Source organism: Streptomyces sp. NPDC104106, from assembly GCF_055584345.1.
This window is the reverse complement of the sequence record NZ_JBVJMF010000003.1, coordinates 23679-49216: the sequence shown is the minus strand read 5'-3', so window position 1 is coordinate 49216 and position 25538 is coordinate 23679. Positions and strand designations below refer to the sequence as shown.

The following is a 25538-nucleotide window of genomic DNA, read 5'->3' as shown; positions in this document are numbered from 1 at the left end:
GAATCCTCCGCCGCGCGCTAGTCCCGTCGGGGCCCGGTGCCCCTGGTGTGGCTGCGCGGCGCCCTCACGCTAGTCGTACGGAATCAGCACGGGTAGTGACCGCCTGGTTTTGGCTGGAAACAGTCGTATCAATGCGCTAAGTTCCGTGCCCCGCGCAACTGTTGGGCACCGGAGGGGAGCCGTACTCTGGGGCCGTGGTCACACGGGACGAGGCTCACGAGGATCCGGGCCGGGCGGCGGCCCGGCTCACCGGTCGCCCGGTCACCCGCGCGCCCGCGGGGGCGGGCTCGCCTGCCGAGGTCACGCTGGACGGCGGGGTCCGGGTGATGGTCAAGCGCGGCGACGCGCCCGGGGCCGTACGGGCGGAGGTGGCCGGGCTGCGCTGGCTGGCCGCGGCGGACGCCGTCCGGGTGCCGGCGGTCCTCGGGCACGACGCGCGCTGGATGGTGACGGAGCGCGTGCGCACAGGGCATCCGGACCCCGCGGCGGCGCTGCGTTTCGGCCACGCGCTGGCGGGCCTGCATGCCGCGGGTGCTGCGGATTTCGGAGCGCCGCCGCCCGACGGCCCCGAGGACGCGTTCATCGGCCTCGCGCCGATGCGCAACACGCCGGGCGGCGACTGGCCCCGCTGGTACGCCGAGCACCGCGTGCTGCCGTACGTCCGGGGAGCGGTCGACCGCGGCACGCTCCGACCGGGCGAGGCGGCCGTGTTCGAGCGGGTCTGCGCGCGGCTGCCGGAGCTGGCCGGGCCGGCCGAGCCGCCCGCCCGGCTGCACGGCGACCTGTGGCACGGCAACGTGCTGTGGGGCGCCGATGGCGAGGTCCGGCTCATCGACCCGGCCGCGCACGGCGGACACCGGGAGACCGACCTGGCGATGCTCCGGCTGTTCGGCTGCCCGCAGCTGGACCGGGTGCTCGCCGGGTACGAGGAGAGGGCACCGCTCGCCGACGGCTGGCGCGAACGCGTGGGTGTGCACCAGCTCTTCCCGCTGCTGGTGCACGCGGTGCTGTTCGGGCGCGGGTACGCGGAACAGGCACTGGCGGCGGCGCGCGGCGCGCTCGCGAGGTGAGCGGACGCTCTCGTCCGGAAACCTGTGCCCGTCGGGGATCCGGGGCGGCTACTCCCCCGCTTCCGGGGCGGTGATCTGCCCGGACTTGATGGAGCGGCGAGGTTCAACTCCGCTCCTCGCGCAGGCCCTCCGCCCACAGCACGCTCTGCGTGCCCTCGTGCTTGACCATGCCGGGGCTCACGCCGAGCCGGAAGCCGCCGGGCAGCGGTCTGCCGCCCCGGTAGGGCACGAAGTCCAGCGGGGTCGGGCCGGCGGAGGCGTACACCGTGCAGTCGGAGAGGACCGCGACCGGGTACCGGCCGGTGGTGCGGGCGGTGGCGAGCATCGTGCGGTGCGTGTTGGTCCGGGCCTTGGAGATGACGGCGGCACGGATGTCCGGGCGCCAGGTCGGCCGGTCCAGCGCCGGCCACCGCTCCCCCGGCCGCCATCCGGAGCGGCCCCGGTCGCCCAGCTTGCCGACGCCGCCCTTGACCGTCGCCTTGACCGCGGACAGGACGAGCGCGAGCTGCGGGTCGCGGTCCCTGTGGCCGTCCATCGCCGCGAGGTACTCCTCGGGCGTCATGCCGGTGGTGACGCCGAGGTCGGCCATCGTGGCGATGTACGCGTCGCGCAGCCGGGTGTACCAGGCGTCCGGGTACGGGCCGCTCGGGGCGGACGTACACCTCCAACGGTGCGACCTCGTCGCCGAGTTCGAGCGCGTAGGCGACCGTGGGGGGCGCGTACCAGGCCGGACCCTCGGGCGGCTCGCCGTCCGGTGTGAAGGGGCTCGGCAGGCGCGGGTCGAGCCGGACGTGGGAGAGGTCGACCAGCCAGCAGCCGGGCAGCGCCGGGTCGAACTCCGGGTTGTGCGCGTGCACCGGGGCGCCGAGGCCGACGACGGTACGGTTGGCCGCCGCGGCGAGGGCCATGTTGACGTCGATGCCGACGAGGTACGGCAGCATGCACTCCTGGTCGGTCAGCGGGCGGGCCCAGTCGTAGGCCTCCTCGCGGAGCATCTCGGCCGGGGTGCGCTCGTGGCCGGGTAGCGCTGAGCAAGGCCGTCGAGGAGGCGGCGGTAGGCCTCCAGGCGGTCGCCCCTCGGTTCGGCGCGGCCCGCCTCCCAGGCCTGGACGCTGGGCACGCCGACGCCGAGGGCCTGCGCGACCGCGGCCTCGGTCAGGCCGGCCGCCTCGCGCAGCCGGGTCCGCTCCGCCGGGGCGGGCAGCACGGTGCCGTCGTCCACGGCGGCGGGCAGCGAGTCCACCGCCGAGAACAGTCCCGGGCTGATCCGTCATTTCCACATCCGTCTTTCTACCTGACGCCCTGGCGGATCTCCTCCAGCCTGGTCGTCAGCCGCTGGTGGCGCTGGGAGGCGGCCTGGGAGGAGTTCATGCCCTGGTGGTGGGCGATCTGCCGCCAGTCCATGCCCCGGCGGCGCGCCTCCATCACCACCTGGCTCTCCAGCCGGTCCAGTTGGTGGCGCAGCGCGTCGACGAGGCTGAGGGCGGCACCGATGTCGTCGGCCGTCACGTCCGGCACGGCGTCGGCCTCCGTACGGCCGCGGTCGGTCGCCGTCAGCAACCGGCCCAGCAGCGCCGCGTCGTGGGCGACCCGGCGCGCGGGGGCACCGTCGGCCGCGGCGGCGTCCGCGAGGGCGGCCAGCCGCGATCGGGCCGCGTGGTGAACGTCGCGGACATCATCGGCGTCATGTGCCATGCGGGCATGCTATCCGGCCCGGACAACGGGACAACATTGTGTTGTCTCCTTTGTGGGGCACCCTTACGGTACCGGCGCCGACCTGCGGTTACGGAGCGTGAGGAAACCATTCACCCGTTCGATTCGTATAAGGACGTGAAAACCGAACCAGGGAGAGGCCATGCAACCGTTCACGCTCAACTACGCGCGCCCCGCTGTGCAGTTGGACGTCACCACTCCGTACGCGTACGACTCCGGACTGCAGTTGAACGTCCTCCCCGACGGGCGGATCGCCGCCACCGACCACGCCACGCTCAGAGCGCTCGGTACCACGACGTCGACCGCCGGTTCCAAGACGCACTTCGACGACTGAGACCGCGGATCCGAGAACATGACCGTGCTCATCCTGACCAGTGAAGAGGACGTGACGGCGGACATGGTGGTCCTCCGGCTGGGCGAGGCCGGCGTGCCCGTCGTCCGGCTCGATCCCGCCGACCTGACCAACGGGGTGGCGCTGTCGGGCGAGTACGCGCAGGGCGCCTGCGACGGGCATCTGTCCGTCGGGGAGCGCCTGGTGAGCATCAGCGGCCTGCGCTCCGTCTGGGTGCGCAGGCCCGGCCCCGCGGCCGCCCGCGCCGCCCAGCCGTCGACCTGGCTGACGGAGGAGTCCACGCAGGCCCTGTACGGCATGCTGCGCTGCGGCGACGCCCGCTGGATGAACCACCCGGACGCGGCCCGGCGCGCCCGGTACAAGCCCTGGCAGTTGCACCTCGCCCAGCGCAGCGGCCTGCCGGTGCCGGACACGCTGATCACGACGTTCCCGCAGGCGGCCCGGGAGTTCGCGGAGCGCTTTGCGGACCTGGTGGTCAAGCCGGTCTCCGGCGCGCATCCGCAGGAGCCGCCGCGCGCGGTGCCGACCAGCCGGGTGGCTCCGGACGCGGACTTCTCGGCGGTCGCGTTCGGCCCGACGCTGCTGCAGCGGCGGATCGCCAAGCGGGGCGACATCCGGCTCACCGTCGTCGGCGACACCCTGCTCGCCGCGCGCAAACCCACTGCCCCCGACGCCCGTCCGGAGGACGTGGACGTCCGCTTCGCCCCGTCGGTCTCCCCCTGGCTGCCCGCGGACGTGCCGGCGCGCGTCGCGGAGGGCGTACGGCGGTACATGCGGGGCGCGCAACTGGCGTACGGCGCATTCGACTTCGCCGAGGACGCGGACGGGATCTGGTGGTTCCTGGAATGCAACCAGTCGGGCCAGTTCGGGTTCATCGAGATGGACACAGGTCAGCCCATCGCCGCGACGATCGCCGACTGGCTCGCCGGGGACGGGGATCCGGACGGCAGGTGTGCGCGGGGCGAGCGGAGCGCAGCATCTTGAGGGTGCGGGGAGGACCGGCTCGGAGAAGGGAACGACGCATGCGCATCGGACTGCTGGGCACGGGCCCGTGGGCCCGGGCGGCCTACGCCCCCGCCCTCGCCGGGCACACCGCCCTCCGGTTCACGGGGGTGTGGGGCCGTCGCCCGGAGGCGGCCGGGGAACTGGCGGAGCGGTACGGCGTCACGGCGTACGACGACGTGGACGCGCTGCTGGCCGACGTGGACGCGGTGGCGGTGGCCCTGCCGCCGTCCGTCCAGGCCCGGTTGGCGGTGCGGGCGGCGCGGGCGGGCCGGCATCTGCTGCTGGACAAGCCGCTGGCGGTGTCGGTCGCCGAGGGCCGGGCGGTCGCGGAAGCGGCGGAACGGGCCGGGGTGGCGTCCGTGGTGTTCTTCACCGCACGCTTCCAGAAGGAGCCGGAGGCCTGGATCGAGGAACAGGCGGCCGTCGCGGGCTGGTTCACGGCACGGGCGCAGTGGCTGGGGGCGGTGTTCACGTCCGACAGCCCGTTCGCGGCCTCGCCGTGGCGGCGGGAGAAGGGAGCCCTGTGGGACGTGGGCCCGCACGCCCTGTCGGTGCTGCTGCCGGTCCTCGGTGACGTACGGCAGGTCCCGGCGGCGGCACACGGTCCGGCGGACACGGTGCACCTGGTCCTCGACCACGCCACCGGCGCCTCCAGCACGCTCACCCTGAGCCTGACCGCGCCCCCGGCGGCGGCCGGGGCCGAGGTGGAACTGCGGGGCGAGGCGGGGACCACGTCACTGCCCGGCAGTTCCGAGGGCGCGGTCCCCGCCCTCGTCCGCGCCGCCGACGCCCTGCTGACCGCCGCGCGCACCGGCCGCCCCCACGCCTGCGACGCCGCGTTCGGCCTGCGCGTCACCGAGATCCTGGCTGCGGCACAGGCCCGCCTGACCGCCGGCACGGGCGAGGTCCCGGGAGCCTGAGCACCGCCCTCCGCGCCTCCTCGGGCGCCTTCGGTCCCACGGGATCCGCTCGCGGCACCGAAGGGACGGGGCGGCGGCAGGTGCGGCCCGGGGGCCGGTACCGCGAGCCGGGTGGCGTGGGCCGGACCCCGCCGGCGCTGTGGCGGGAGGCCGAGGCGGGGGGTGCGGCGTAGCTTGGGGATGTGGTGTCGGTGCGCGGCCGGTGGCCGCGCGGGGAGCAGGAGGATCGCGGCTGGTTGCGAGGGGCGCCGCCGCCGCGGTGGGTGCGGGTGCTGCCCGTGGCGCTGCTCGTGGCCGTCAGCGCCGCCACGACTGTCACTCCGCACGCCCGCGACCTCGGCTTCCTGCTGGGCGCGATCCCGCCGCTGTCGGTCCTGTCCTACGGCCCGGTGGCCACCGGCGTCCTCGGCGTCGGTGTGGTGGTGGCGCTGAACGTCCCGGCCACCCATCTGAACCGCCCGGGCAACACCGATCTGCTCACCATCGTGTTCGTCGCCGCCCTGAGCGTGTTCGTGTCGTACGTGCGCAGCCGCCGCGACGCCCAGCTGGACACGGAACGGACGATCGGCGAGGCCGTCCAGCGGGCCGTGATGCCACCGCTGCCCGCGCGGGTGGGGAGCGTGCGGTGCGCGGGGTTCTACCGGGCCGCGCAGGACGGGACCCTGGTGGGCGGCGACTTCTTCGACGTGCGCGACGGGCCGTACGGGGTGCGCGCGGTGATGGGCGACGTCCAGGGACACGGGCTGTCGGCCGTCGCGACCGTGGTGGCCCTGCTCGGCGCCTTCCGGGAGGCGGTGCTGGACCAGCCGGACCTGGAGTCCGTGGCGGCGCGGATGGACCGCAGGCTGGCGGTGGACTCGGCGGGCGTGCGGAACGGCGAGCTGTTCGCCACCGGGGTGCTGCTGGAGTTCTCCGCCGACGGTCGCACGGTGCGGGTGGTGGCCTGCGGGCATCCGGCACCGGTGCTGCTGCACGGGGAGCACGCCCTGGAGGTGGGTGTCGCCCCGGGGCCGCCGCTGGGGCTGGGGCTCGTCGGCGTGGAGCCGCCGAAGGAGGTCACCGTGGCACTCGGGCCGGGCGACCGGCTGTTCCTGGCCTCGGACGGGGTGTGGGAGGCACGGGACGAGGGTGACGTCTTCTATCCGCTGACGGCCCGGCTGGCCGCCCTGCGGGGCACCGCGTCCACCGAACTGCCCGGGCTGGTCTGGCAGGACCTCACACGGCAGCGGTGCGAGGTCCGGGACGACGTGACCATGCTGGTACTGATCCCCGAGCCGCCGCGCGTCTGACCCGGCCCCGCGGGGGTGACGCGTCTGCCCTGCCGGGGACGACGGGCCCGGCCGGCCGGCGAACCCACGGCCGGAGTTCGAACGAACCGCCTCAAACGCCACTCCTCGCCACCCCTTCCGCCACGTAGAAATATCTACGAGCATGCATATGCCGGGTTGCTGTGCAGGTGCGCGACATGCCCGGTGACGGCCGTTCCCCGCGCCGAGGCAGGGGGCGGGGCGAAGGACATCCGGAGCGGTGATGACGAACACGATGTGGGCGCGGGGCGTGGAATGGCTGGCCGCGGCGGCGGCCGACCCGCGCTCCTGCAAATGGGAGTGGGACCACGGGGAGGGCATCACGCTGCTGGAGGCGGGCCGCTTCTGGGATGTGCTGAGCGTCCCCGACCGGCTCGGCCTGCTCGCCCTCGATCTGCTGTGGCGGCCCGGAGCGGGCGCGCCGGGGCCGACGCTGGTGGACACGGCGGCGGGCCGGGTCGGGTTCTTCCTGCCGCCGGAGCCGTCGGGGGGCTGGGTGGGTGCCGGTCTGCGGTACGCGACCAAGGGGGCCTGGGTCGCCGTACCGCCGCCGTACCGGCCCGCGCGCTTCCTGGAGTGGCTCGTCCCGCCGGACGGTACCGGCACCCTGCACGCGCCCGGCACGCTCGAAGAGGCCCTGCGGCAGGCCAATGGCACCCTCGCCGTCCTCGCCCCGCTGTGCGGCCCCTGACCGGCCGGTCAGGGGCCCTCGGCCGCGGACCGCGCCCCCGGGAAGAAGCCGCGCACGACGGCGAACAGCACGTCCGGTTCGGCGGGCACGGCCCGCCCGTGCGCCCGCCACTCGGTGACGAGCCGGGCGTAGATCGGCTCCCGGGCCCGGTCCGCCGGCGCGCACCAGTCCATCCGGCGCATCCGTTCCAGCCGGTCCATCCGGTCCAGGCGGTACGCCGGGTCCACCTGGTATCCCACGTCCCCGTCGTACGCCGGGCCCGCGCGGTACGCGGAATCCACGTGGTACGCCGGGTCGAAGGGGTACGCCGGGTCCGGGCGGTCCGAGCACTCCAAGCGGTCCATGCCGGGGCAACGCCCCGAAAGCCGCCGCCGGTACGCACTGCGGCGCCGGGCTCACCAGGTCGGGTGAGGCCATCGCTCGAAGGAGGCACCGCGCCTGTCCTACAAGCATCCCGCCGGCACCCCAGGCCTGCGTCCTTCCGTCCCTCCCCCGGCCGGCCCGCCGCCCCCCCTCTTCCGGCCCCGGGCGCCCCGCGGGCGCGGTGGAATGCCCGCTCCTATGCTGGACGCACCGGTCCGGCCTCCGGCGTCCCGCTCACCGCACGTTCGGTTCTCACGTGCTTGGAGTCAGCCCATGCCGCCATCGTCCGCACGTCTGCCGAGAGGGGCGGCGGCCGCCGTCACGGTGGGGGTGCTGCTGACGGCGCCCGGCGCGGGGCCCGCACAGGCGGCTCCGGCCGCCGTGGCCGTGGCGCCGGACGCCGGCTCGCCGAGTCCCCCGCCGCCGGGGCCCGCCGTCCGTGCGCTCACACAAGCGGTGGCCCGGCGGCTCGACGCCGCCGTGCGGAGGACGATACGCGAGGCGCACGTGCCCGGCGTGACCGTGGGCATCTGGACGCCGGGGCAGCCGAGTTACGTCCGCTCCTTCGGGGTCGCCGACACGAGCACGGGCCGGAGGATGACGCCGGACCTGTACATGCGGATCGGCAGCGAGACCAAGACGTTCACCGTGTCCGCGCTGCTCCAGCTGGCGGACCGCGGGAAGGTCGGCCTGGACGACCCCGTCGGCGCGTACCTCGCGGGCGTTCCCGACGGTGACAGGATCACGCTGCGTCAGCTCGCGCAGATGCGCAGCGGGCTCTTCAACTACACGGAGGACCCCGGCTTCGTCAAGGCGCTCACCTCGAACCCGCGACGCCCCTTCACGCCCCGGCAGTTGCTCGCCTACTCCTTCAGGCATCCCGCGCTGTTCCCGCCGGGGTAGCGGTTCTCCTACTGCAACACCAACCTCGTCCTGCTCGGTCTGGTGGTGGAGAAGGAGAGCGGGCAGCGCCTCGGGGACTGCATCGAGCAGCACGTCACCGGTCCGGCCGGGCTGAAGGACACGCTCTTCCCGTCAGGCGACGAGTTCCCCCGCCCGCACACGCAGGGTTACACCCGGCAGACGGCGAACGGCGAGGTCGCCGACGCGGCCGACTGGAACCCGTCGTGGGGCTGGGCGGCCGGCGCGATGATCTCCAAGCTCGAAGACCTGCGCGTCTGGGTGCGTACGATCGCCACGGGCCGGTTCCCGGACGGCCGGCGGATGGTCAGCGCCGCCGGCCAGGATCAGCGGCTGACCTTTGACGGGGCCGGCCCGGTCAGGGGTGCCGGATACGGCGTGGGCATCTTCGACGTGCGGGGCTGGATCGGCCACAACGGCTCGCTGCCGGGCTACGAGTCCCTGACCGTCCTCCTGCCGTCGACGGGGACGGCGCTCGTCGTCCTCCTCAACACCGACACGAGCGACAAGGGGCAGGAGCCGAGCACGGTGCTGGGCAGGGCGATCACGTCGGTCATCTCTCCCGCGCACGTCTACGACCTGCCGGTCGCCCCGGCCGGATGAGGGGCCGGGAACGGGAGCGCGGGGCCCCGACCGGTCCCCCGTTCCGGTCGTGCCCCGCGGAACACTGAACTTACGTGCGACGGCGGTTCCGGGCCAGCGCACCGGTGCCCGGCACGCCCCGCCCGGCACTCACCCGTGCACAGGTGAGTCCGGTTGGTCCGGTTTCGTCGTACCGAGGTCGGGCACGGGCAGCTCACCGACGACGAGGTGGGCGAGGACTGCCTCGTACAGGTCGGTGCCGCCGGCCGTCAGCCGGCGTTCCAGAACCGGCTCGGCCGAGCGGACGTGTTCGCGGACGGTCTGGGCGTGGACGCCGAGCGACTGGGCCGCGCGTTCGGCGTGCGCGTCGGCGGCGATCCAGGCGCGCAGGGTACCGCGCAGGTCCCGGCCGTCCCCGTCGAGCCGGTCCAGGAGGCCCTCGGCCCAGGTGCGCAGCGCGCGGGTGCCGAGCAGGCCCGCGAGGCCGCCGCGGTCCGCCGGGCCGGCCGCCCGGCCGACGGGATCGTACGGTCCGTGCGCCGCCTCGGTGTTGAAGGCGAGGTGGGCCACGGCGCGAACCGCGAGCCGGGAGAGGTCGGCGCCGAGCAGCGCGGCGACGCGGTCCATCCGGGCGCGGACGGTGTTGCGGCTGACGCCGAGCACCTTGGCGGCGCTGACGGCGGTGAACTCGAGGCCCAGTCCTGTGGTGGCGAGCAGTTCGGCGCGCACGTGGTGCGGCAGCGTGTCGAGCGGGCGCAGCACCCCGGCGGCCCAGGCGCGCAGCGCGGCCGGGTCCATGAGCTGGGCGGGGCGGGTGCGGGCGGCGTAGACCGCGGACCGTTCGGGCCGGAAGTGCGCGACGGCGAGGGCGGTGACGGCCTGGCCGTAGGCGGTGGCGGTCAGAGCGAGGCGCTGGCGCGGACTGCCGCCGAGGAAGGTGCCGGGGCGGCGGGAGACGAGGGATCGCAGCCGCTCGCCGACGTCGGCGGTCGGGCCGACGACGATGACGTGTCCGTCCACCGCCGGGCAGCGCACGACGAGCGCCCGGTCGTCGGTGGCCTCCGTGCAGGCGTCGGCGAGCCGGTCCCGCTCGGTGGCTGAGGTCTCGACGACGTAGACGCGGGCGGTGTCCCCCTCCAGCAGCCCGGGCCACAGTCCGGCCGCGACCCGGCGGGCGGAGACGGTGTCCTCCACCATGAGCAGTTGCAGGATCGCCAGCCGCAGGTCCGCCGTGGCTCGCCGCAGTCGCCGCCCCGAGTCCGTCAACTCGCGTTCGCGCAGCAGCAGTTCGAGTACGCCCGCGGTGTGGCCGAGGATCTCGGCGGTGTGCCGGTCGAAGGGCGCCGGGCGGGCCACGGCCAGCACCGCGCCCGCCGCCGGGCCGGGGCCCGGGTGCCGTATGCCGACCAGACGCACGTGCCGTGCGCCGTCCTCCAGGGCCGCAGCGGCGACCCGCCCGGTGACGACGTCGGCGACCACGGCGGCGTCCAGCGGGAGGAGTTCACCGGCGAGCAGCCGGCCCTGGGCGTCCGTGAGGCACACGGTGGCCCGGGTGCTGCGGGCGAGCCAGGCGACGAGGCGGCCGAGATCGCGCCCGGCGGGCCGCAGATGGTCCAGCAACTGCTGCGCCCACGCGCTGTCGCCGCCGTACGGCCGCATGGCCGCCCCGCTCTCGTCCGATGGGCCCGTCACGTCCTTCCACCCCTCCTCGGCTCCGCGTTGACCTGGGCATACGCTTCCGGCACGTTACCTGAAGGGGCCCGCGGGCGTCCCCCGGCGCTGTGCGGCGCCCGACACGACTCCGCCGACGGCCCGGGGGGATGGGCCGTCGGCGGAGACTCGGCGCCCGGGCCGGGGGGTGGCCCCTGGGCGACTCGGGGGGCGCATGCCCCGGATCGCGGAACGTACGCCTCTTTGGGGGACTTTCGCGGCGGGCGGGGCAGAGGCCGCCCACCCGTCCTCGGCCGGCGCCGCCGCCGCGCGCATCCCGGCCGCGGCGAGGGCCGCGCCGACCGGGCGCAGGACTCCGGTGACCGGGCGGACGCCTGCAGTCCGGTAAGCAACGCCGCGTCGCCGCCCTCGACCACGGCCGCCCGCAGCCGCTCCGGCATGCCCGTGGAAGACGGGTGCCACGCCTCTCGCGACCGCGTCCGTCACCCCCGGCGAGCTGCCCGGCCGGGGCGTCGGGTGCGCCGGCGCCGGCCGGTTCGGCGCGCAGCGCGGGGCCGACGCGGGCGCTGACGACGCAGACCGGCACGGAGGTGCCGGGGGGCGCCGCCGGTCCGGAGAGTGGTGGCCCGCAGCCCGCCGGCCACCGCGCCGACCCGAACGGCGCGTCGCCGACGACCGCGTCGCAGGCGGCGGACCGCACCGTGCCGGCCCCGACGCCGAGCGCGACGAAGCGGCCGCATCGTGGCCTACGAGGAGTCGGTGGACCACGCCGGTACGCCGAGGCAGCCGGCGAGCGTGGCGGTGACGCTGTCGGCGTTCGTCACCGGCATCGCCACGACAGGCCTCCAGGGCTGCGCGTGGCACACCCGGTGACGGCATAAGCTCGACGGGTGGCGAAGTACTTCGACGTGCACCCCGACAATCCGCAGCCGCGCAGCATCGCCCAGATCGCCGACGCGGTGCGCTCCGACGCGCTCATCGCATACCCGACCGACTCCTGTTACGCCCTGGGCTGCCGGCTGGGCAGCCGGGACGGCATGGAGCGGATCCGGTCCATCCGCCGCCTGGACGACCGGCACCACTTCACGCTGATGTGCCGGGACTTCGCGCAGCTCGGCCAGTTCGTACGGGTGGACAACGACGTCTTCCGGGCCGTGAAGGCGGCTACGCCCGGCAGCTACACGTTCATCCTCCCGGCCACCCGCGAGGTGCCGCGCAAGCTGCTGCACCCGAAGAAGAAGACCGTGGGCGTGCGCATCCCCGACCACGTGGTCACCCAGGCACTCCTGGCGGAGCTGGGCGAGCCGCTGCTGTCCAGCACGCTGCTGCTGCCGGACGAGGAGGAGCCGCTGACCCAGGGCTGGGAGATCAAGGACCGGCTCGACCACGCGGTGGACGCCGTGGTGGACTCCGGCGACTGCGGCACCGAGCCGACCACGGTCGTGGACTTCTCCGGCAGCGAGGCGGAGATCGTCCGGCGGGGCGCGGGGGACACCGGCCGCTTCGAGTGACCGCTCGGTCCGTGCCGGACACCGGGTGAAGCGCTGTCGATCTTGCGTGGCAGCATGAGCCGTAGCCGGTGCCGGGGGCGACCGCCGCCCGACACCGCATTCCCCAGGGAGGCCTGCTCACGATGACCGATCTCCAGCGAACCGACCTCGACATCCCGACCGAGGACGGCGTCGCCGACGCCTACCTCGTCCACCCCGCGGACGGCCGCCCCCGCCCGGGTGTGCTGTTCTACCAGGACGCCTACGGCCTGCGCCCGCACCTGAAGGCGATGGCCGACCGGCTGGCGGCCGCCGGCTACACGGTGCTGGTGCCCAATGTGACCTACCGCCTCGGCCGGGCCCCGGTCGTGGAACTGCCAGAGTTCATCGACCCGGGCGCCGACCCGACGATCTGGCAGAGGCTCGGCCCGATCGTGTTCTCGCTGGGTCCGGAGCTGATCGGGCGGGACTCCGCCGCCTATCTGCGCTGGATGGCCGACAGCCCGCTGGTGACCGACGGGCCGGTCGGGATCACGGGTTACTGCATGGGCGCCCGGCTCGCCCTGTGGACGGCCGCGGCGCATCCGGACCGGGTGGCGGCCGCGGCCGGGTTCCACGGCGGCGGGCTCGCCACCGACGAGCCGAACAGCCCGCACCTGGGTGCCCCGCGCATCAAGGCGGAGCTGTACCTCGGCCACGCCGACAACGACCACTCGCTGCCGCCCGAGCAGATCGAGCGGTTCGAGAAGGCCCTGACCGAGGCCGGGGTCCGGCACACCTGCGAGGTCTACGAGGGCGCCCAGCACGGCTACACGCAGGCGGACACCCCGGCGTACGACGAGGAGGCCGCCGAGCGCCACTGGGCGGCCCTGCTCGGCCTGCTGGAGCGTACTTTCTGAGCCCTTCCGGCACCTTCTGACACCGGCCGGCCGCCCGGACGGTGACCGGCCCCCGCGCCCGCCGCACCAGCGGGCGCCCGGGCCGATCTCGTCCCACGCATTGACATGGACGTGGGGCGGCACCAGTCTGAGAGCGCTCTCAACCAGGTACGGACCAACGTCCGTACGGCCCCGACCCCACACGGAGGTATGGAGAGTGCCGCATCAACTCACCCGTCCCGCACTGCCGTTGGCGGCCGCGGCGGCCCTGGTCGGCGGGGTGATCGCCGTCGGCGTCCCCGGCCGCGCGGGCGCCGCCGTACCGGACACCGTGCCGCTGACGATCACCAACAACTCGGGCCGTGCCGAACCGGTCTACGTCTACGACCTCGGCACCCAGCTGTCCTCCGGGCAGCAGGGCTGGGCCGACGCGAACGGCGTCTTCCACGCCTGGCCGGCGGGCGGCAACCCGCCGACACCCGCGCCGGACGCGTCCATCGCGGGCCCGGCGCCCGGGCAGTCGACGACGATCCGGATACCGAAGTTCTCCGGCCGGATCTACTTCTCCTACGGCCAGAAGCTGGACTTCCGGCTCACCACCGGCGGGCTGGTGCAGCCTGCCGTGCAGAATCCGTCCGACCCGAACCGGAACATCCTGTTCAACTGGTCCGAGTACACCCTGAACGACTCCGGGCTGTGGCTCAACAGCACCCAGGTGGACATGTTCTCGGCGCCGTACGCGGTCGGGGTGCGCCGGGCGGACGGCAGCGTGAGCACCACCGGGCACCTGAGATCCGGCGGCTACACGGCCTTCTTCGACGCCCTGCGCGCCCAGCCGGGCGGCTGGTCGGGCCTGGTCCAGACCCGCTCCGACGGCACCGTGCTGCGGGCGCTGTCCCCGCTGTACGGCGTGGAGACCGGCGCGCTGCCGGCGAACGTGATGGACGACTACGTCAACCGGGTCTGGCAGAAGTACACGACCGGGACACTGACCGTGACACCGTTCGCCGACCGGCCCGACACCAAGTACTTCGGGCGGGTCTCGGGGAACATCATGAACTTCACGGACTCCTCCGGCACGGTCGTGACCAGCTTCCAGAAGCCGGACGCGGACAGCGTCTTCGGCTGCCACAAGCTGCTGGACGCGCCCAACGACCAGGTCCGGGGCCCGATCTCCCGCACGCTGTGCGCCGGTCTCAACCGCTCGGACCTGCTGGTGAGTTCGCAGGCGCCGGACACCGCACCCGCCGACTTCTACCAGGACGCGGTGACCAATCAGTACGCCCGCGCGGTCCACGGCCAGATGGCCGACGGCAAGGCCTACGCGTTCGCCTTCGACGACGTCGGCAACCAGGAGTCACTCGTCAACGACGGCGCTCCGCAAGCGGCGTACCTCACGCTGGACCCGACGAACTGACGGCGCCGGGGCATGCCGCGGTCCCGCACCGCAGCTGCGCCGAGGAGCAACCGCCGCCACCGCCGCTGGAGTCGGCCGTCCAGCCGAAGGTCGCGGTGCCGGTCGCGCCGGTGGAGCCGGTGACCGTGACCGTGGTGCTGTAGGTGCCCGCCGTGGTGGGGGTACCGGTGATCAGGCCGGTCGAGCCGTTGATCGCCAGGCCCGCGGGCAGGTCGGCGGCGCTGTAGGCCAGGGCGCCGCCGTGGGTGCCGCTCGCCCGGACCTGGAGGCTCACGGCCGTCCCCGCGGTCGAGGTCCGGCTGCCCGGGGCGGTCACCGTGACCCCGCTGCCGGGCGGGGTGATGGGACGCGAAGGCGCTGCCGATGCCCGCGTGCTGGGTGGAGTGGGCGCCGTACCGGGCGGCGGCGTTCAGTGCCGCGGTGCGGGCGCCCGCGTCGTCGGTGCTGGACGTCATGCGCGATCCGCCGCCTGCCGGCGCTCGGACCGCCGGTCGACGCCCTGCCACGCGTCGCGGACCGGCTGCTCCCGCTCACCGCGGAACCGGCGCCGGCGTGCCACCCGGGCGCGGCGGGCACCGCCACGCAAGCCGTCGGGCTGCGGCCGTCCGACGCGGCCGGTCCAGGCGCCGAGGCCGCCGGCGCGGTGGCCGGGAAGCGGCGCGTCGCGGCCCTGGACGCGGGGATCGACCAGTTCCCCGCGGCTGCGCGGAGCACCGAAGCCCCAGCAGGACGCCTCACGGTGCGACGCCCGCGCCCCGGCAGGGTCCCGCCGGCGCCGAAGCCGTACGTGCCCCGCTGCTCACGGCATCGCTCACACCCGGCGTGCGGGCCGACGCCATCGTCCCGCGGCGGGTGCGCGCGCCCTGGCGTCGGATCGGACCCCGACTCCCGCCCCCTCCCGGACGGCGGGTCCGCATCCGATCCGACCGGCCGCCTCACAGCCGTACGGTCATGGTGACCGTCACCTCGTCCCCCTCCGTGATCCCCGCCGGGCGGCGCACGGCGCTCTTCAGGGGCAGCAGATAGCCGCCCTCCCTGGGGAAGAGGGACGTGGTGAAGGCGGTGGCGTCGATCCTGGCCTCGACCGGGATCACTCCCCAGCCGTAGCTGGCCGCCGCGGCCACCTCCCGGATGTCGGCGCACTCCGCGTCCGGTACGACGACGAAGTAGTACGGGGCCGGTCCCCGCCACTCCACCACCCGGCCGGTGAAGGCGAGTTCCATGGCCGCCCCCCTCCTGACGTGACTGACCAAAGCCTATGCGTGCCGGTGACGGGCCCGCCAACCGCCGCCCGCCGGCGCGTTGTTACGGTGCACGACGTGTCTGACTCCTCACGCGATACCGCCCGGGGCGCCGGCTGGGGCTCGGCCGAGCCCGGCGTCTACCAGCAGCTGATGCCGGACCATGTGAAGAAGGTGTCGTGGCTCGATCCACGGACCCTGTGGGCCGCCCGCAACGGCGTGCTGGCGTCCTGGTTCGGCGATCCCACCGGGCGCACCCGCAGCCGCTGGGTGGCGCGCCGGAGCGAAGCCGGGGCCGGCGCGGACAAGGTGATCCGGCGTGAGGTCCCCGACGCCTTCTCCTTCATGGTCATCGGGGACACCGGCGAGGGTGACGACCCCCAATACGCCGTGGTGCCGGGCTTTCTGAAGATGAGTCAGGACACCGACTTCGCGGTGGTCGCGAGCGATGTCATCTACCCGGTCGGCAGCGCCGACGACTACCACGACAAGTTCTTCCGGCCGTACCGGGACTATCCGGCGCCGATCTACGCCATACCCGGCAACCACGACTGGTACGAGGATCTCGGGGCGTTCATGCGGGTCTTCTGCGCCGACACCGGGCCGCTCACCCCCGAGCCCCCGCCCCGCCCGCTCACCCGCGCCTGGTGGCGGGCCCTGCTGTGGCACCGGCCCGCGCCCACCGACGAGCCACGGCTCGCAGCCGCCCGCGCCCTGCGCCCGGCACCGGGCCAGCAGGCCGAGCAGCCGGGGCCGTACTGGGCGATCGACGCGGGACCGCTGCGGATCGTCGGCATCGACACCGGCCTGCTGGGCACGATCGACGCCGAACAGGGCGCCTGGCTGCGCGAGGTGTCCCAGGGGCCGAAGCCGAAGATCCTCGTCACCGGCTCGCCGCTGTACGTCGACGGCGAGCACCACCCGTGCCCCATCGAGGGCGGCGGCACGGTGGACGACATCGTCCGGGATCCCGAGCACCGCTACGTGGCCGCGATCGGCGGTGACATCCACAACTACCAGCGCTATCCGGTGGACGTGGACGGCCGCACCATCCAGTACGTGGTCTGCGGCGGTGGCGGGGCGTTCATGCACGCCACGCACACCATCCCCCGGGTGTCGGTCGGCGGCGTCACCGAACGGGACTTCCGCTGCTATCCGCTGCGCGGCGACTCGCTGGCCTTCTACAGCCGCTTGTACGGCCACCGGCTGCGCCTGCGCCGCTTCTTCACCCTCACCGAGTCCGAGGCGACGGCCGTCGTGGCCGAGCGCCTCGGCATACGGCCGGGCCGCGCGCCGGGTCCGGACGCCCGGGTGACCCGCCGCGTCCGGCTGGTCGCGAGCCTGCTCGGCACCGGCGGGCGCCCGGACCGCGCCTCCCGGTTCCGGCTGCCCGTGCGCCAGATGTACGCCAAGCTGCTTTCGCCCGGCTCCGCCACCTACAGCCCGCCGTTCTTCAAGTGCTTCCTGCGCCTCGACGTCGCCCCCGAGGAGGTGCGGCTGCGCTGCTTCGCCGCGACCGGCAACCGTGCGCAGGAACTCGATCCGCCGGTCGAGGACGAGGTCGTCATCCCGCTCAAGTGACCATCGAAGTGATCGAAAGTGATCACACAGTTGTCACATTGGCCTGCCAGAATCGGGACAGAGCCGACGTACGACCGTTGGAGGAGCCCGTGCCGTCCACCCCTAGACCGCTGCGCAAGCTGGGATTCCTCACGATCGGCCTGTTCGAGGCGGCGGACCCGGCCCGGGGCCACGAGTCCACGCTGCGGATCATCGAGCTGGGCGAGCGGCTGGGCTTCGACAGCGCCTGGGTCCGCCACCGCCACCTCCAGTACGGCATCTCCTCGCCGGTGGCGGTGCTGGCGGCGGCCTCCCAGCGCACCCGGCGCATCGAGCTGGGTACGGCGGTGATCCCGCTGGGCTGGGAGAACCCGCTGCGCCTCGCCGAGGACCTCGCGACCGTGGACCTGCTGTCCGGCGGCCGGCTGAACCCGGGCGTGAGCGTGGGACCTCCGATGCACTACGAGCAGATCAAGGAGGCGCTCTACCCCGGCACCGCCGATGCCGAGGACTTCTCCTACGAGCGGGTCCGTCGGCTGCTGGACTTCGTGCGCGGCAAGCCCGCCAGCGACTTCAGCGGGGTGGAGGGGTTCGAAGTGTTCTCCGACGTGGTCCAGCCGCACTCCCCCGGTCTCGGGCGCCGCCTGTGGTACGGCGGCGGCAGCCTCGGCTCGGCGCGCTGGGCGGGCGAGCACGGGATGAACTTCCTGACCAGCAGCGTCGTCAAGGCGGAGAGCGACGAGGACACGGCCGGGGTGCCGGACTTCGCCGCGCTCCAGCTGGCCCTGATCGAGGAGTTCCGCGCCCATCACCCCGACGGCGAGGCCGCCCGGGTCTCGCAGGGCCTGGTGGTGATCCCCACCGACTCGGCGAGCCCGGAGCAGCGCGCGAAGTACGAGGCGTACGCGGCCCGGCGCCTGCCCCGCACCACCGCCCCGCAGGGCCCCGGGCGGCTGCTGTTCGCGCCGGACCTGGTGGGCACCTCGGCGGAGATCGCCGAACGGCTGCGCGCGCACGCCGCGTTCGGCGCCGTCGACGAGGTCGCGTTCGCCCTGCCGTTCACCTTCGAGCACGAGGACTACGTCCAGATCCTCACCGACATGGCGACGAAGCTGGGCCCGGCCCTGGGCTGGCGGCCCGCCGGCTGACCCCCTCCTCCACCGTCACCAGCGGCCCGCCCGCGTACCGGTGACGCCGCCTGTCAGGCGGAACAACAGGCACAGGGCGTCACCGGAGCCGACGCCGACGGCGTGCCCGGCTGTGCCTCCCTCACCGCACCCGGCCGGTTCGCCGGTTTCCCCGTGGACTGCACGGCCGTCGCGAGAGGGAGCCGGCTCGCCCTCTCGTAGGGTCGCCTACGACGACCCGCACGACGCCTCCGGGGCGGCCGCCAGGGAGTGGTGCGCCCAGCAGGCGGGCCGCTCACCGGCAGGGACCGCGGTTCGGGATCCCCGCGCTGATCGCCCTCCGGCTGTGCGAGTCCTCCTCCGACAACTCCTGGCGCCGCCCGTGGCATCCCCCGCACGTCCGCCGCGTACCACCAGGGGGGCCACGGCCACCGCGCCGTACGACGTGATCGCGGACATGCGCGCCACGATCGACTGCGTACGGGACCGCCATCACCCGACCATGTCCGGCTCGAATTTCGCGGCGCAGGTCGGGCAGGCGGTTCCGCACCGGCCTGCGCACCCGTACTGACCACGACCGGCTCCCACGCGTGCCTGCGGCGCGGTGCGGCGCTCACACCGCGAACTCCCTTACGACCGTGTTCCGGAACACGGCCGTCCCGCCCGCCGCGAACAGGGCGAGCCGGTCGTCCACGAGGTAGGGGAACACCTCGCTGGAGTGCGTGTACCGGCCGTCGTCCACGAACATCTCGACGGATGTGCGGTCCACGAGGATGCGCAGCCGCACCCGGCCGGTGCCGGGGTCGAAGGGGGTGCGGCTCTCCTGCCGGTTGCCGCTGGTGTCGGGGTTGACGGTGCCGCGGCGGTTGAGGAAGGCGTAGTCGGCCCAGACGCCGGCGTCGATGTGCCGTCCGCCGTCCGGTGAGCGGCGCACCTGGACCCCGGCGCCGGTGAGGCGGGACCAGGTGATCTCCGTCGTCAGCTCGTAGGAGACGCCGGTGTGGTCGAGCAGGCGGGTGCCGTCGTCGACGGAAAGGTCGCCGAGGCGCACCGTGCGGGAGACGTGGGCGTCGAGGGCGGCGACAGGGCGGGAGGCGAGGTAACGGCCGCCGGCGGGGGACTTCTTGAGGGTGATCTCGCGGACGACGGAGTCCGTGCCGTTGAAGCCGTCCGCGTCGATGGTGGGTGTGGTGTGCGCGTAGGCCCAGTTGTTGAGCCAGCCGATCGCGTACCGGGCCGTGGGGTCCACCGAGCCGTCCGGGCGCCGCTTTTCGAAGGTGACGGCCGCGTACCAGTCCCAGCCGTGGTCCAGCCACTGCGGGTCGGCGGCGTCGGGGGTGAAGGTGCCGCCGTCGAACGAACCGGTCCAGTAGGCATAGGTGTTGGGCTGCCCGGCGGCCGTACCGTCCGCGCTCGCGCCCAGCACCCATGTCGCCGTGCCGTCGTCGCCCGTGATCCGGAACAGGTCGGGACACTCCAGCACCCCGATACCGTCCTTGGTGAAACCGCCCGCGCGGGTCCAGGTCCTGAGGTCGGCCGACTGGTAGAAGCCGATCGTGTCGCGCTCGGCCAGGGCCATCACCCAGCGCCCGCGGTCCTCGTCCCGGATCACCTTGGGGTCGCGGAAGTCGGCGCCCGTACCCGGACTGGGCAGCACGGGCTCGGTGCCGTGGTTCGTGAACGTACGGCCGCCGTCGGTGGAGTAGTACAGGAACTGCTCCTGGTGATCGGTGCCGCCGCCCGGTGACATCGTGACGACGGCGATCACCGCGCCCGCGCCGAAGCCGGCCGTGTTCGCGCCGTCCACGACCGCCGAGCCCGACCAGACGTCGCCGTTGACGGTGGTGTCCTTGGGCACCGCGATCCCACGGTCGGTGAAGGAGACCAGGTCGGCGCTGGTGGCCAGGCGCCAGGCGGTGCCGACGTCGCCGGCGAGGTAGTCGGCGTTGTAGAGGTAGTAGTAGTGGTACTCCCCGTCGATCCAGACGGGGCGCTGGGGGTCGTTCTTCCACTGGCCGGGGACGGTGAAGTGGTAACCGGCCCGGTAGCTCACGCAGTTCCGCGCCGACGCGGGCCGCGGCCGGGCGTCGGCGGGTGCCGGGGGCAGCAGGGCGGTGCCCGCTCCGGCGGCGGTCGTGGCGAACAGGGCTCTTCTCGTCAGGCCGTGGCCGCGTGGCACGTCTCGGTCCTCCCGTGCCGGTTCATGACGGTTCATGGGACCAGGACTGTGCGACCTAACTCGTTAAAGGTCAAGCCGTCCCGCACCTTGACAGTGCCGTGACGCGCTTCGATCATCTGGGGCATCACACCTTGCTAACACGAGTTAGGCACCTGATGACCGACTCGCTTCTCTCCCGCCGCGCCCTGCTGCGCGGCGGCGCCTACGGCGCGGGGGCCGCGGCGCTCGCCGGTACCGCCGCGAGCTGGGACCGCCTCACCGGGGCCGACATCCCGGGCCGCGACGACGGCTCGCTGGTCGTCGCGACCCTGGGCTCGGCGTTCTCACCGGACGGCATCCGCACCCTGGTCGCGGGCTTCCGCAGGCTGCACCCGGACATCAAGGTCCGGATCAACGCGGTGCAGGCCGTGGACTGGCCGGACTTCTTCGCCAAGATCCTCACGCAGATCGCGGCGGGCACCGCGCCGGACCTGGTCTACGTGGCCACCGAGGGCGTGCAGTTGTTCGCCCGGCACCTGGGCGTGCCGCTGGACCGCTGGGTGCGGCGGGACACGGCGGAGCTGACCGAGTACTTCGCCGACGTCCATCCCTCGCTGGTGGAGTCGATGATGTACCAGGGCAGCCTGTACCAGCTGCCGATCGAGTTCAACGCGGCCGACATGTACCTCAACACGCGCGTGCTGGAGCGCTCGGGCGCGGATCTGCCGGCGGACGGCTGGACCCGGGACGACTTCACCGCGCTGCTGCGCCGGATGAAGAAGGCCAACGACTCCCACTTCACCCCGTACTTCTGGACGAACCGGCTGTGGGGCGGGGTGGTGCCCTGGCTGTTCGCGAACGGCACCAACCTGCTCACCGAGTCCAAGGCGCCCGGCGGCTCCTGGCTGTGGGACGCCTTCTATCCGGCGGCGCAGCGGCGGGGGCGCGGGGGCGGCTTCCGCTGGACGACCCCGCGGGCCACGAGCGGCGGGGTCGAGGAGGCGTACGACTATCTCGCCGAGCTGATCCAGGAGGGGCTGTGCACCCGGCCCGAGGGTGGCAACGGGCAGAACCTGATCGGTGTGTTCTCCACCGGCCGGGTCGGGGTGACGCCCGCCGGGGGCTTCTGGGCGGGCGGCCTGCATCTGGCCGGGATGCGCGCCGACGCCTTCGACGTGCGGTACTTCCCGCGCCGGCGCACCCAGCGGCACCAGTTCGGCGCGGCGGGCTACGCCCTGCTGCGCACGTCGAAGAAGCAGGACGCGGCCTGGGAGTTCATCAAGTACTCGGCGCGGCGCGACACCCTGTCCGCGCTGTTCTCGACCAACCAGACGACCCCGGCGCGCCGTTCGATGCTGACGGCGGCCCGCTACCGCGAGACCGGCCCGGCGCACTGGCGGGTCTTCTACGACACCCTCGACAGGTTCCCCGACACCGGGCCCATCCCGGCCCCGCCGCAGGTCGCCGAGGTGACGCAGGTGCTGCTGAAGCACACCGGGACGGCGCTGGCGAGCCCGCGCTCGGTCCGGCCGGCGCTGCGGCGGATGCAAGACGATCTGGAGCAGGCCATGGAGCGTGACGTATGAGCGACACCACGGACACGGCGGGTGCCACGGGTACGCGGGGCGCGGCGGGCACGGCGGGTGGCCGGGTTTGCGTGCCGCGGTCCCGGGCCGCGGCCCCGCGTGCGGCGGCCGTGCGGCCCTCGGCGCGTGAGCGGGGCACGCGGTTGCTCGCGGCGCTGTTCCTGGCCCCGACGGTGATCGGGATCGTGGTCTTCACGGTCGTACCGATCATCGGTTCCGTCGTGCTGAGTCTCTTCCACTGGAACGTGATCGATCCACCTGGTTGGGCCGGAACGGCCAACTACCGGAGCGTTTTCACCGATTCCACCGTCCTGGTCTCCTTCCGCAACACGCTCGTCTTCATGGTCGTCGCGGTCGCCGCGCAGCTGCTCATCGCGCTGTCGCTCGCGCTGACGCTGAACGGCCGGATGCCGGGATGGCTGCGTTCGGTCTTCCGCTCGGCGTTCTTCTTCCCGCTCGTCCTGTCGGCCGCGTCCATCTCGGTCGTGATGAAGTATCTGTTCAACCAGGACTTCGGAGTGGTCAACTGGCTGATCGGGTTGTTCGGGATCGCTCCCGTGCCCTGGCTGACCTCGGAGCAGGGCGCCATGGCCACGGTGATCATCGTGTACGTGTGGCAGCAGTTCGGTTTCTCGTTCCTGCTGTTCGTGGGCGGGCTGAACAACATCCCGAAGGAGATCCACGAGGCGGCCGCGCTCGACGGCGCGACCGGCGTGCGCAAGCACCTCGCCGTCACCCTGCCGCTGCTCTCCCCCACCCTGCTGGTGGCCTCGGTGGTCGGCATCATCAACGCTCTGCAGGTCTTCGAGCAGCCGTACGTGCTCACCGACGGCGGGCCCGGCGACTCCACCCGCACGGTGGTGATGGTCACCTACGAGAAGGCCTTCGAGCAGTTGCGCTTCGGTGAGGCCTCCGCGGTGGGCGTGCTGCTGTTCGTACTGATCATGGCGGTGACCGCCGTCCAGTTCCGGCTCAGCCGGCGTTTCGTCCACTACCAGTGAGCCGGGTGATCCCCTTGAGCCAAGCGACCCTGCCCCTCAGCCACGCCCGGTACACACTCGGGCGCGCCCGCCACGCGCTCGGACCGTGGACGCGGATCGCCGGGCTGACCGTGTGCGCGCTGCTCACGCTCGGCCCGGTCGTCTGGACCGTCTCGACCTCGCTGCGCACCCCGGCGGAGTCCTTCGGCCTTCCGCCGCGGATCGTGCCCACGCATCCGAGCACGGCCGCCTACCGCGGTGTCTTCGACCAGATCGACGTGTGGCTTCTGGCGCTCAACTCGACCCTGGTGACCGCCTTGATCGCGGTCGGCCAGATGATCACGGCCGGGCTGGCCGGTTACGCGTTCGCCCGGCTGGACTTCCGTTTCAAGAAGCCGCTGTTCGGACTGGTCCTGGCGACCATGATGGTCCCCTTGCAGGTCACGATCGTTCCGGTGTTCCTGGTGCTCAAGTCGATGGGTCTGACCGACACCCTGCTCGGTCTGATCGTTCCGGCGTTCCCGACCGCGTTCGGCACCTTCCTGATGCGGCAGTACTTCCTCGGGATGCCGAAGGACCTCGGCGAGGCGGCGATGCTGGACGGCGCCGGGCCGTGGCGGACCTTCCGGTCCGTGTACGCGCCGCTGGCCCGGCCGGGCCTCGCGATCGTCGGTGTCCTCGCGTTCAACTACCACTGGAACGAGTTCTTCCGCCCGCTGATCCTGGAGACCTCCGGGCAGAACTACACGCTTCCCCTGGGGCTGGTCTCCCTCCAGGGCAACCTCGGCACCGGCTCCATCTCCGTGGTGCTCGCCGGTGTCGTGCTGTCGATGATCCCCGCCGTCGTCGTGTTCGCCGTCGGCCAGCGCCCTCTGCGCGAGGGCATCACCTCCGCAGGAGTCAACCGTTGAGCCCCGCCGCTCCCCTCCCGGACCCGGCCGCCCCGCGCTTCCGGGTGCGCCCGCCCGCCCACTGGATCAACGACCCCAACGGCCCGTTCCACTGGCGGGGCCGCCACCACCTCTTCTACCAGTACAACCCGGCCGCGCCGGTGCACGCGGACGTCCACTGGGGGCACGTCTCCAGCCCCGACCTGGTCCGCTGGGAGCACCATCCCATCGCCCTCGCCCCGACCCCCGGCGGACCCGACGAGGCGGGCTGCTGGTCGGGCTCTGTGGTGGACGACGACGGCGTCCCCACGGCCGTGTACACCGGGGTCGACCACACCCACGCCGGCGTCGGCGCCATCTGCCTGGCCCGGGCGGCGGACCCCCGCGACGAGCGGCTCCTCCACTGGCGGCCGCTGCCCGACCCGGTGGTCACGGCGCCACCCGCCGGGCTGGACGTGGTGATGTTCCGCGATCCGTTCGTCTTCCGGCTCGCGGGACGCCGCTGGGCCCTCGTCGGCGCCGGCCACGCGGACGGCACCCCGTCGGTCCTCCTCTACGACTGTGACGAGCTGACCGACTGGCGGTTCGCCGGCGTCCTGCTCGACGGCACCGACCCGGTCGCCGCCGGCGCCTTCGCCGGCAAGGCCACCGGCTGGGAGTGCCCGCAACTGTACGAGGCGAGCGGGGGCGAGCACGTGCTCGTGGTGTCCCTCTGGGACGGCGAGCCCTGCTCCACCGCCTACCTGACGGGCCGTCTGAACAGCGACGGACGCGGTGGATTGGAGTTCACGGCACGCGCCGGCGGGCGGCTCGACCACGGCCGGGACTTCTACGCGCCCGCCGTCCGCCAGGCCCCCGGCCGGGCCCTGCTGTGGGGCTGGTCGTGGGAGGCGCGGGACACGTCCGCCGTCGTGGCGGCGGGTTGGGCGGGCTGCCTGACCGCGCCCCGGGTGGTCGACGTCCACCCGGACGGCTCGCTGCGGGTGTTCCCGGCGCCGGAACTGGAACTCCTGCGCGCACCACGGCCGTTCGCGACCTCGCCCGGCCGGGCGGCGCTCCCGGCCGCGTACGACCTGACCGTCACCGCGCGCTCGGCGACCACGGTCACCCTGCTGCGGGCGGCGGACCGGGCGCTCACCGTCCGGCTGGACCCGGCGGCGGGCACCGTCGTCCTGGACCGCAGTGGCTGGCCACGCGCGGGTGACAGGGCGGCCGGGGGCTCGGCTCCGATCACGGTGGACGTGCCGCCCGGCCCGCCGCTCACCGTCCGGGTGCTGGTCGACGGCTCGCTCCTCGAACTCTTCGCCGGGGACCGGGCGACGGTGACCGAGCGGGTCTACCCCCGCACCGGGGACGTCGCCGAGCTGGTGGTCGAGGGCGACGCCGAGGTCAGCGCGTGGCAACAGGCCCCACCGAGGCACGGCTGACGACAGGACAGGCGAGCCGCCGCACCGTGGCGGGCGTCACCAGCTCACTCCTCGACCTCGCCGCCGGGGACCGGGCGACGGTGACCGAGCAGGTCTACCCCCGCACCGGGGACGTCGCCGAGCTGGTGGTCGAGGGCGACGCCGAGGTCAGCGCGTGGCAACAGGCCCCACCGAGGCACGGCTGACGAC

At 73.7% G+C, this 25538-nt stretch carries 22 protein-coding genes and 4 pseudogenes; 18 read left to right on the top strand and 8 right to left on the bottom strand.

What is annotated here, in order from left to right:
- Nucleotides 1-194 precede the first annotated feature (194 nt).
- Nucleotides 195-1070 (top strand): fructosamine kinase family protein, encoded by an 876-nt coding sequence (locus tag ACZ60X_RS07525; RefSeq protein ID WP_469594552.1) that lies wholly within the window; start codon nucleotides 195-197, stop codon nucleotides 1068-1070.
- A gap of 48 nt (nucleotides 1071-1118) precedes the next feature.
- On the opposite strand, the pseudogene ACZ60X_RS07520 reads toward ACZ60X_RS07525, so the two are convergent.
- From ACZ60X_RS07520 to ACZ60X_RS07510, 3 genes and pseudogenes are all read right to left on the bottom strand, one after another.
- A pseudogene (locus ACZ60X_RS07520) lies at nucleotides 1119-2191 on the bottom strand (telomere-associated protein Tap); the annotation flags it as partial.
- Nucleotides 2164-2277: pseudogene (locus ACZ60X_RS07515) on the bottom strand (helix-turn-helix domain-containing protein); the annotation flags it as partial. The pseudogenes ACZ60X_RS07520 and ACZ60X_RS07515, both read right to left, overlap by 28 nt.
- 83 nt (nucleotides 2278-2360) lie before the next feature.
- A complete protein-coding gene (locus ACZ60X_RS07510; protein WP_469594550.1) occupies nucleotides 2361-2765 on the bottom strand; it encodes a hypothetical protein in 405 nt (134 codons plus the stop codon).
- Nucleotides 2766-2925: 160 nt separating this feature from the next.
- Here ACZ60X_RS07510 and tgmA point away from each other — a divergent pair, with 160 nt between their 5' ends.
- From tgmA to ACZ60X_RS07485, 5 genes are all read left to right on the top strand, one after another.
- The gene (tgmA, locus tag ACZ60X_RS07505; RefSeq protein ID WP_020938095.1) at nucleotides 2926-3117 is read left to right on the top strand and encodes a putative ATP-grasp-modified RiPP; all 192 of its coding nucleotides are present in this window, start codon (nucleotides 2926-2928) and stop codon (nucleotides 3115-3117) included.
- Between the two features lie 18 nt (nucleotides 3118-3135).
- Complete coding sequence (tgmB, locus tag ACZ60X_RS07500) at nucleotides 3136-4119, top strand: ATP-grasp ribosomal peptide maturase (RefSeq protein WP_469594548.1); 984 nt, start codon at nucleotides 3136-3138, stop codon at nucleotides 4117-4119.
- Between the two features lie 38 nt (nucleotides 4120-4157).
- Nucleotides 4158-5060 (top strand): Gfo/Idh/MocA family protein, encoded by a 903-nt coding sequence (locus ACZ60X_RS07495; protein WP_469594544.1) that lies wholly within the window; start codon nucleotides 4158-4160, stop codon nucleotides 5058-5060.
- Nucleotides 5061-5242: 182 nt separating this feature from the next.
- The gene (locus ACZ60X_RS07490; RefSeq protein ID WP_469594542.1) at nucleotides 5243-6349 is read left to right on the top strand and encodes a PP2C family protein-serine/threonine phosphatase; all 1107 of its coding nucleotides are present in this window, start codon (nucleotides 5243-5245) and stop codon (nucleotides 6347-6349) included.
- A 241-nt stretch (nucleotides 6350-6590) separates the two neighbouring features.
- Nucleotides 6591-7058 carry a hypothetical protein gene (locus ACZ60X_RS07485; protein WP_469594540.1) on the top strand — a complete coding sequence of 156 codons (468 nt, stop codon included), beginning with the start codon at nucleotides 6591-6593 and terminating at the stop codon, nucleotides 7056-7058.
- Nucleotides 7059-7066: 8 nt separating this feature from the next.
- On the opposite strand, the gene ACZ60X_RS07480 is transcribed toward ACZ60X_RS07485, so the two are convergent.
- Nucleotides 7067-7402: a hypothetical protein gene (locus ACZ60X_RS07480; protein WP_469594538.1), complete on the bottom strand. Its 336-nt coding sequence runs from the start codon at nucleotides 7400-7402 to the stop codon at nucleotides 7067-7069.
- Between the two features lie 292 nt (nucleotides 7403-7694).
- Between ACZ60X_RS07480 and ACZ60X_RS07475 the strand changes: the two are divergent.
- Nucleotides 7695-8945 (top strand): annotated as a pseudogene (locus ACZ60X_RS07475) (serine hydrolase domain-containing protein).
- A gap of 129 nt (nucleotides 8946-9074) precedes the next feature.
- Here ACZ60X_RS07475 and ACZ60X_RS07470 read toward each other — a convergent pair.
- On the bottom strand, nucleotides 9075-10583 hold the full coding sequence (locus tag ACZ60X_RS07470) for a helix-turn-helix domain-containing protein (protein WP_469595946.1): 1509 nt from the start codon (nucleotides 10581-10583) through the stop codon (nucleotides 9075-9077).
- A 753-nt stretch (nucleotides 10584-11336) separates the two neighbouring features.
- Here ACZ60X_RS07470 and ACZ60X_RS07465 point away from each other — a divergent pair.
- The 4 genes from ACZ60X_RS07465 (at nucleotide 11337) to ACZ60X_RS07450 (ending at nucleotide 14380) form a co-directional block, all read left to right on the top strand.
- Nucleotides 11337-11468 (top strand): hypothetical protein, encoded by a 132-nt coding sequence (locus tag ACZ60X_RS07465; protein WP_469594536.1) that lies wholly within the window; start codon nucleotides 11337-11339, stop codon nucleotides 11466-11468.
- Between the two features lie 17 nt (nucleotides 11469-11485).
- Entirely contained in the window at nucleotides 11486-12106 is a 621-nt protein-coding gene (locus ACZ60X_RS07460; RefSeq protein WP_469594534.1) for an L-threonylcarbamoyladenylate synthase, read from the top strand.
- A gap of 122 nt (nucleotides 12107-12228) precedes the next feature.
- Complete coding sequence (locus tag ACZ60X_RS07455; protein ID WP_469594532.1) at nucleotides 12229-12984, top strand: dienelactone hydrolase family protein; 756 nt, start codon at nucleotides 12229-12231, stop codon at nucleotides 12982-12984.
- 223 nt (nucleotides 12985-13207) lie between these two features.
- Nucleotides 13208-14380, top strand: coding sequence for a glycoside hydrolase family 64 protein (locus tag ACZ60X_RS07450; RefSeq protein WP_469595943.1), 1173 nt, complete (start codon nucleotides 13208-13210; stop codon nucleotides 14378-14380).
- Nucleotides 14381-14411: 31 nt separating this feature from the next.
- On the opposite strand, the pseudogene ACZ60X_RS07445 reads toward ACZ60X_RS07450, so the two are convergent.
- A pseudogene (locus ACZ60X_RS07445) lies at nucleotides 14412-14835 on the bottom strand (putative Ig domain-containing protein); the annotation flags it as partial.
- Between the two features lie 480 nt (nucleotides 14836-15315).
- On the bottom strand, nucleotides 15316-15603 hold the full coding sequence (locus ACZ60X_RS07440; RefSeq protein ID WP_469594530.1) for a DUF1905 domain-containing protein: 288 nt from the start codon (nucleotides 15601-15603) through the stop codon (nucleotides 15316-15318).
- Between the two features lie 96 nt (nucleotides 15604-15699).
- On the opposite strand from ACZ60X_RS07440, the gene ACZ60X_RS07435 reads away from it, so the two are divergent.
- Complete coding sequence (locus ACZ60X_RS07435) at nucleotides 15700-17202, top strand: metallophosphoesterase family protein (protein WP_469594528.1); 1503 nt, start codon at nucleotides 15700-15702, stop codon at nucleotides 17200-17202.
- Nucleotides 17203-17291: 89 nt separating this feature from the next.
- A complete protein-coding gene (locus tag ACZ60X_RS07430; RefSeq protein WP_469594527.1) occupies nucleotides 17292-18329 on the top strand; it encodes an LLM class flavin-dependent oxidoreductase in 1038 nt (345 codons plus the stop codon).
- Nucleotides 18330-18921: 592 nt separating this feature from the next.
- Here ACZ60X_RS07430 and ACZ60X_RS07425 read toward each other — a convergent pair.
- Nucleotides 18922-20487 (bottom strand): glycoside hydrolase family 32 protein, encoded by a 1566-nt coding sequence (locus ACZ60X_RS07425; RefSeq protein ID WP_469594524.1) that lies wholly within the window; start codon nucleotides 20485-20487, stop codon nucleotides 18922-18924.
- Between the two features lie 155 nt (nucleotides 20488-20642).
- On the opposite strand from ACZ60X_RS07425, the gene ACZ60X_RS07420 reads away from it, so the two are divergent.
- Genes ACZ60X_RS07420 through ACZ60X_RS07400 form a run of 5 tightly spaced genes read left to right on the top strand, consistent with a single transcriptional unit; the run spans nucleotide 20643 to nucleotide 25534 of the window.
- Nucleotides 20643-22052: an extracellular solute-binding protein gene (locus tag ACZ60X_RS07420; protein ID WP_469594521.1), complete on the top strand. Its 1410-nt coding sequence runs from the start codon at nucleotides 20643-20645 to the stop codon at nucleotides 22050-22052.
- Nucleotides 22049-23053 carry a carbohydrate ABC transporter permease gene (locus tag ACZ60X_RS07415; protein ID WP_469594518.1) on the top strand — a complete coding sequence of 335 codons (1005 nt, stop codon included), beginning with the start codon at nucleotides 22049-22051 and terminating at the stop codon, nucleotides 23051-23053. Before ACZ60X_RS07420 ends, ACZ60X_RS07415 begins: the two co-directional genes overlap by 4 nt.
- A 14-nt stretch (nucleotides 23054-23067) precedes the next feature.
- Nucleotides 23068-23943, top strand: coding sequence for a carbohydrate ABC transporter permease (locus tag ACZ60X_RS07410; RefSeq protein WP_469594516.1), 876 nt, complete (start codon nucleotides 23068-23070; stop codon nucleotides 23941-23943).
- Nucleotides 23940-25349 carry a glycoside hydrolase family 32 protein gene (locus ACZ60X_RS07405; protein WP_469594514.1) on the top strand — a complete coding sequence of 470 codons (1410 nt, stop codon included), beginning with the start codon at nucleotides 23940-23942 and terminating at the stop codon, nucleotides 25347-25349. The genes ACZ60X_RS07410 and ACZ60X_RS07405 overlap by 4 nt, the downstream gene beginning before the upstream one ends.
- Nucleotides 25319-25534, top strand: coding sequence for a hypothetical protein (locus tag ACZ60X_RS07400; protein ID WP_469594512.1), 216 nt, complete (start codon nucleotides 25319-25321; stop codon nucleotides 25532-25534). The genes ACZ60X_RS07405 and ACZ60X_RS07400 overlap by 31 nt, the downstream gene beginning before the upstream one ends.
- Nucleotides 25535-25538 lie beyond the last annotated feature (4 nt).

What these genes read in the sequence shown, in the direction of transcription:
- tgmA (WP_020938095.1), top strand. Translation starts at nt 2,926, where the DNA reads ATGCAACCGTTCACGCTCAACTACGCGCGCCCCGCTGTGCAGTTGGAC.
- ACZ60X_RS07495 (WP_469594544.1), top strand. Translation starts at nt 4,158, where the DNA reads ATGCGCATCGGACTGCTGGGCACGGGCCCGTGGGCCCGGGCGGCCTAC.
- ACZ60X_RS07480 (WP_469594538.1), bottom strand. Translation starts at nt 7,402, where the DNA reads ATGGACCGCTTGGAGTGCTCGGACCGCCCGGACCCGGCGTACCCCTTC.
- ACZ60X_RS07420 (WP_469594521.1), top strand. Translation starts at nt 20,643, where the DNA reads ATGACCGACTCGCTTCTCTCCCGCCGCGCCCTGCTGCGCGGCGGCGCC.
- tgmB (WP_469594548.1), top strand. Translation starts at nt 3,136, where the DNA reads ATGACCGTGCTCATCCTGACCAGTGAAGAGGACGTGACGGCGGACATG.
- ACZ60X_RS07510 (WP_469594550.1), bottom strand. Translation starts at nt 2,765, where the DNA reads ATGGCACATGACGCCGATGATGTCCGCGACGTTCACCACGCGGCCCGA.
- ACZ60X_RS07415 (WP_469594518.1), top strand. Translation starts at nt 22,049, where the DNA reads ATGAGCGACACCACGGACACGGCGGGTGCCACGGGTACGCGGGGCGCG.
- ACZ60X_RS07440 (WP_469594530.1), bottom strand. Translation starts at nt 15,603, where the DNA reads ATGGAACTCGCCTTCACCGGCCGGGTGGTGGAGTGGCGGGGACCGGCC.
- ACZ60X_RS07455 (WP_469594532.1), top strand. Translation starts at nt 12,229, where the DNA reads ATGACCGATCTCCAGCGAACCGACCTCGACATCCCGACCGAGGACGGC.
- ACZ60X_RS07470 (WP_469595946.1), bottom strand. Translation starts at nt 10,583, where the DNA reads ATGCGGCCGTACGGCGGCGACAGCGCGTGGGCGCAGCAGTTGCTGGAC.
- ACZ60X_RS07485 (WP_469594540.1), top strand. Translation starts at nt 6,591, where the DNA reads ATGACGAACACGATGTGGGCGCGGGGCGTGGAATGGCTGGCCGCGGCG.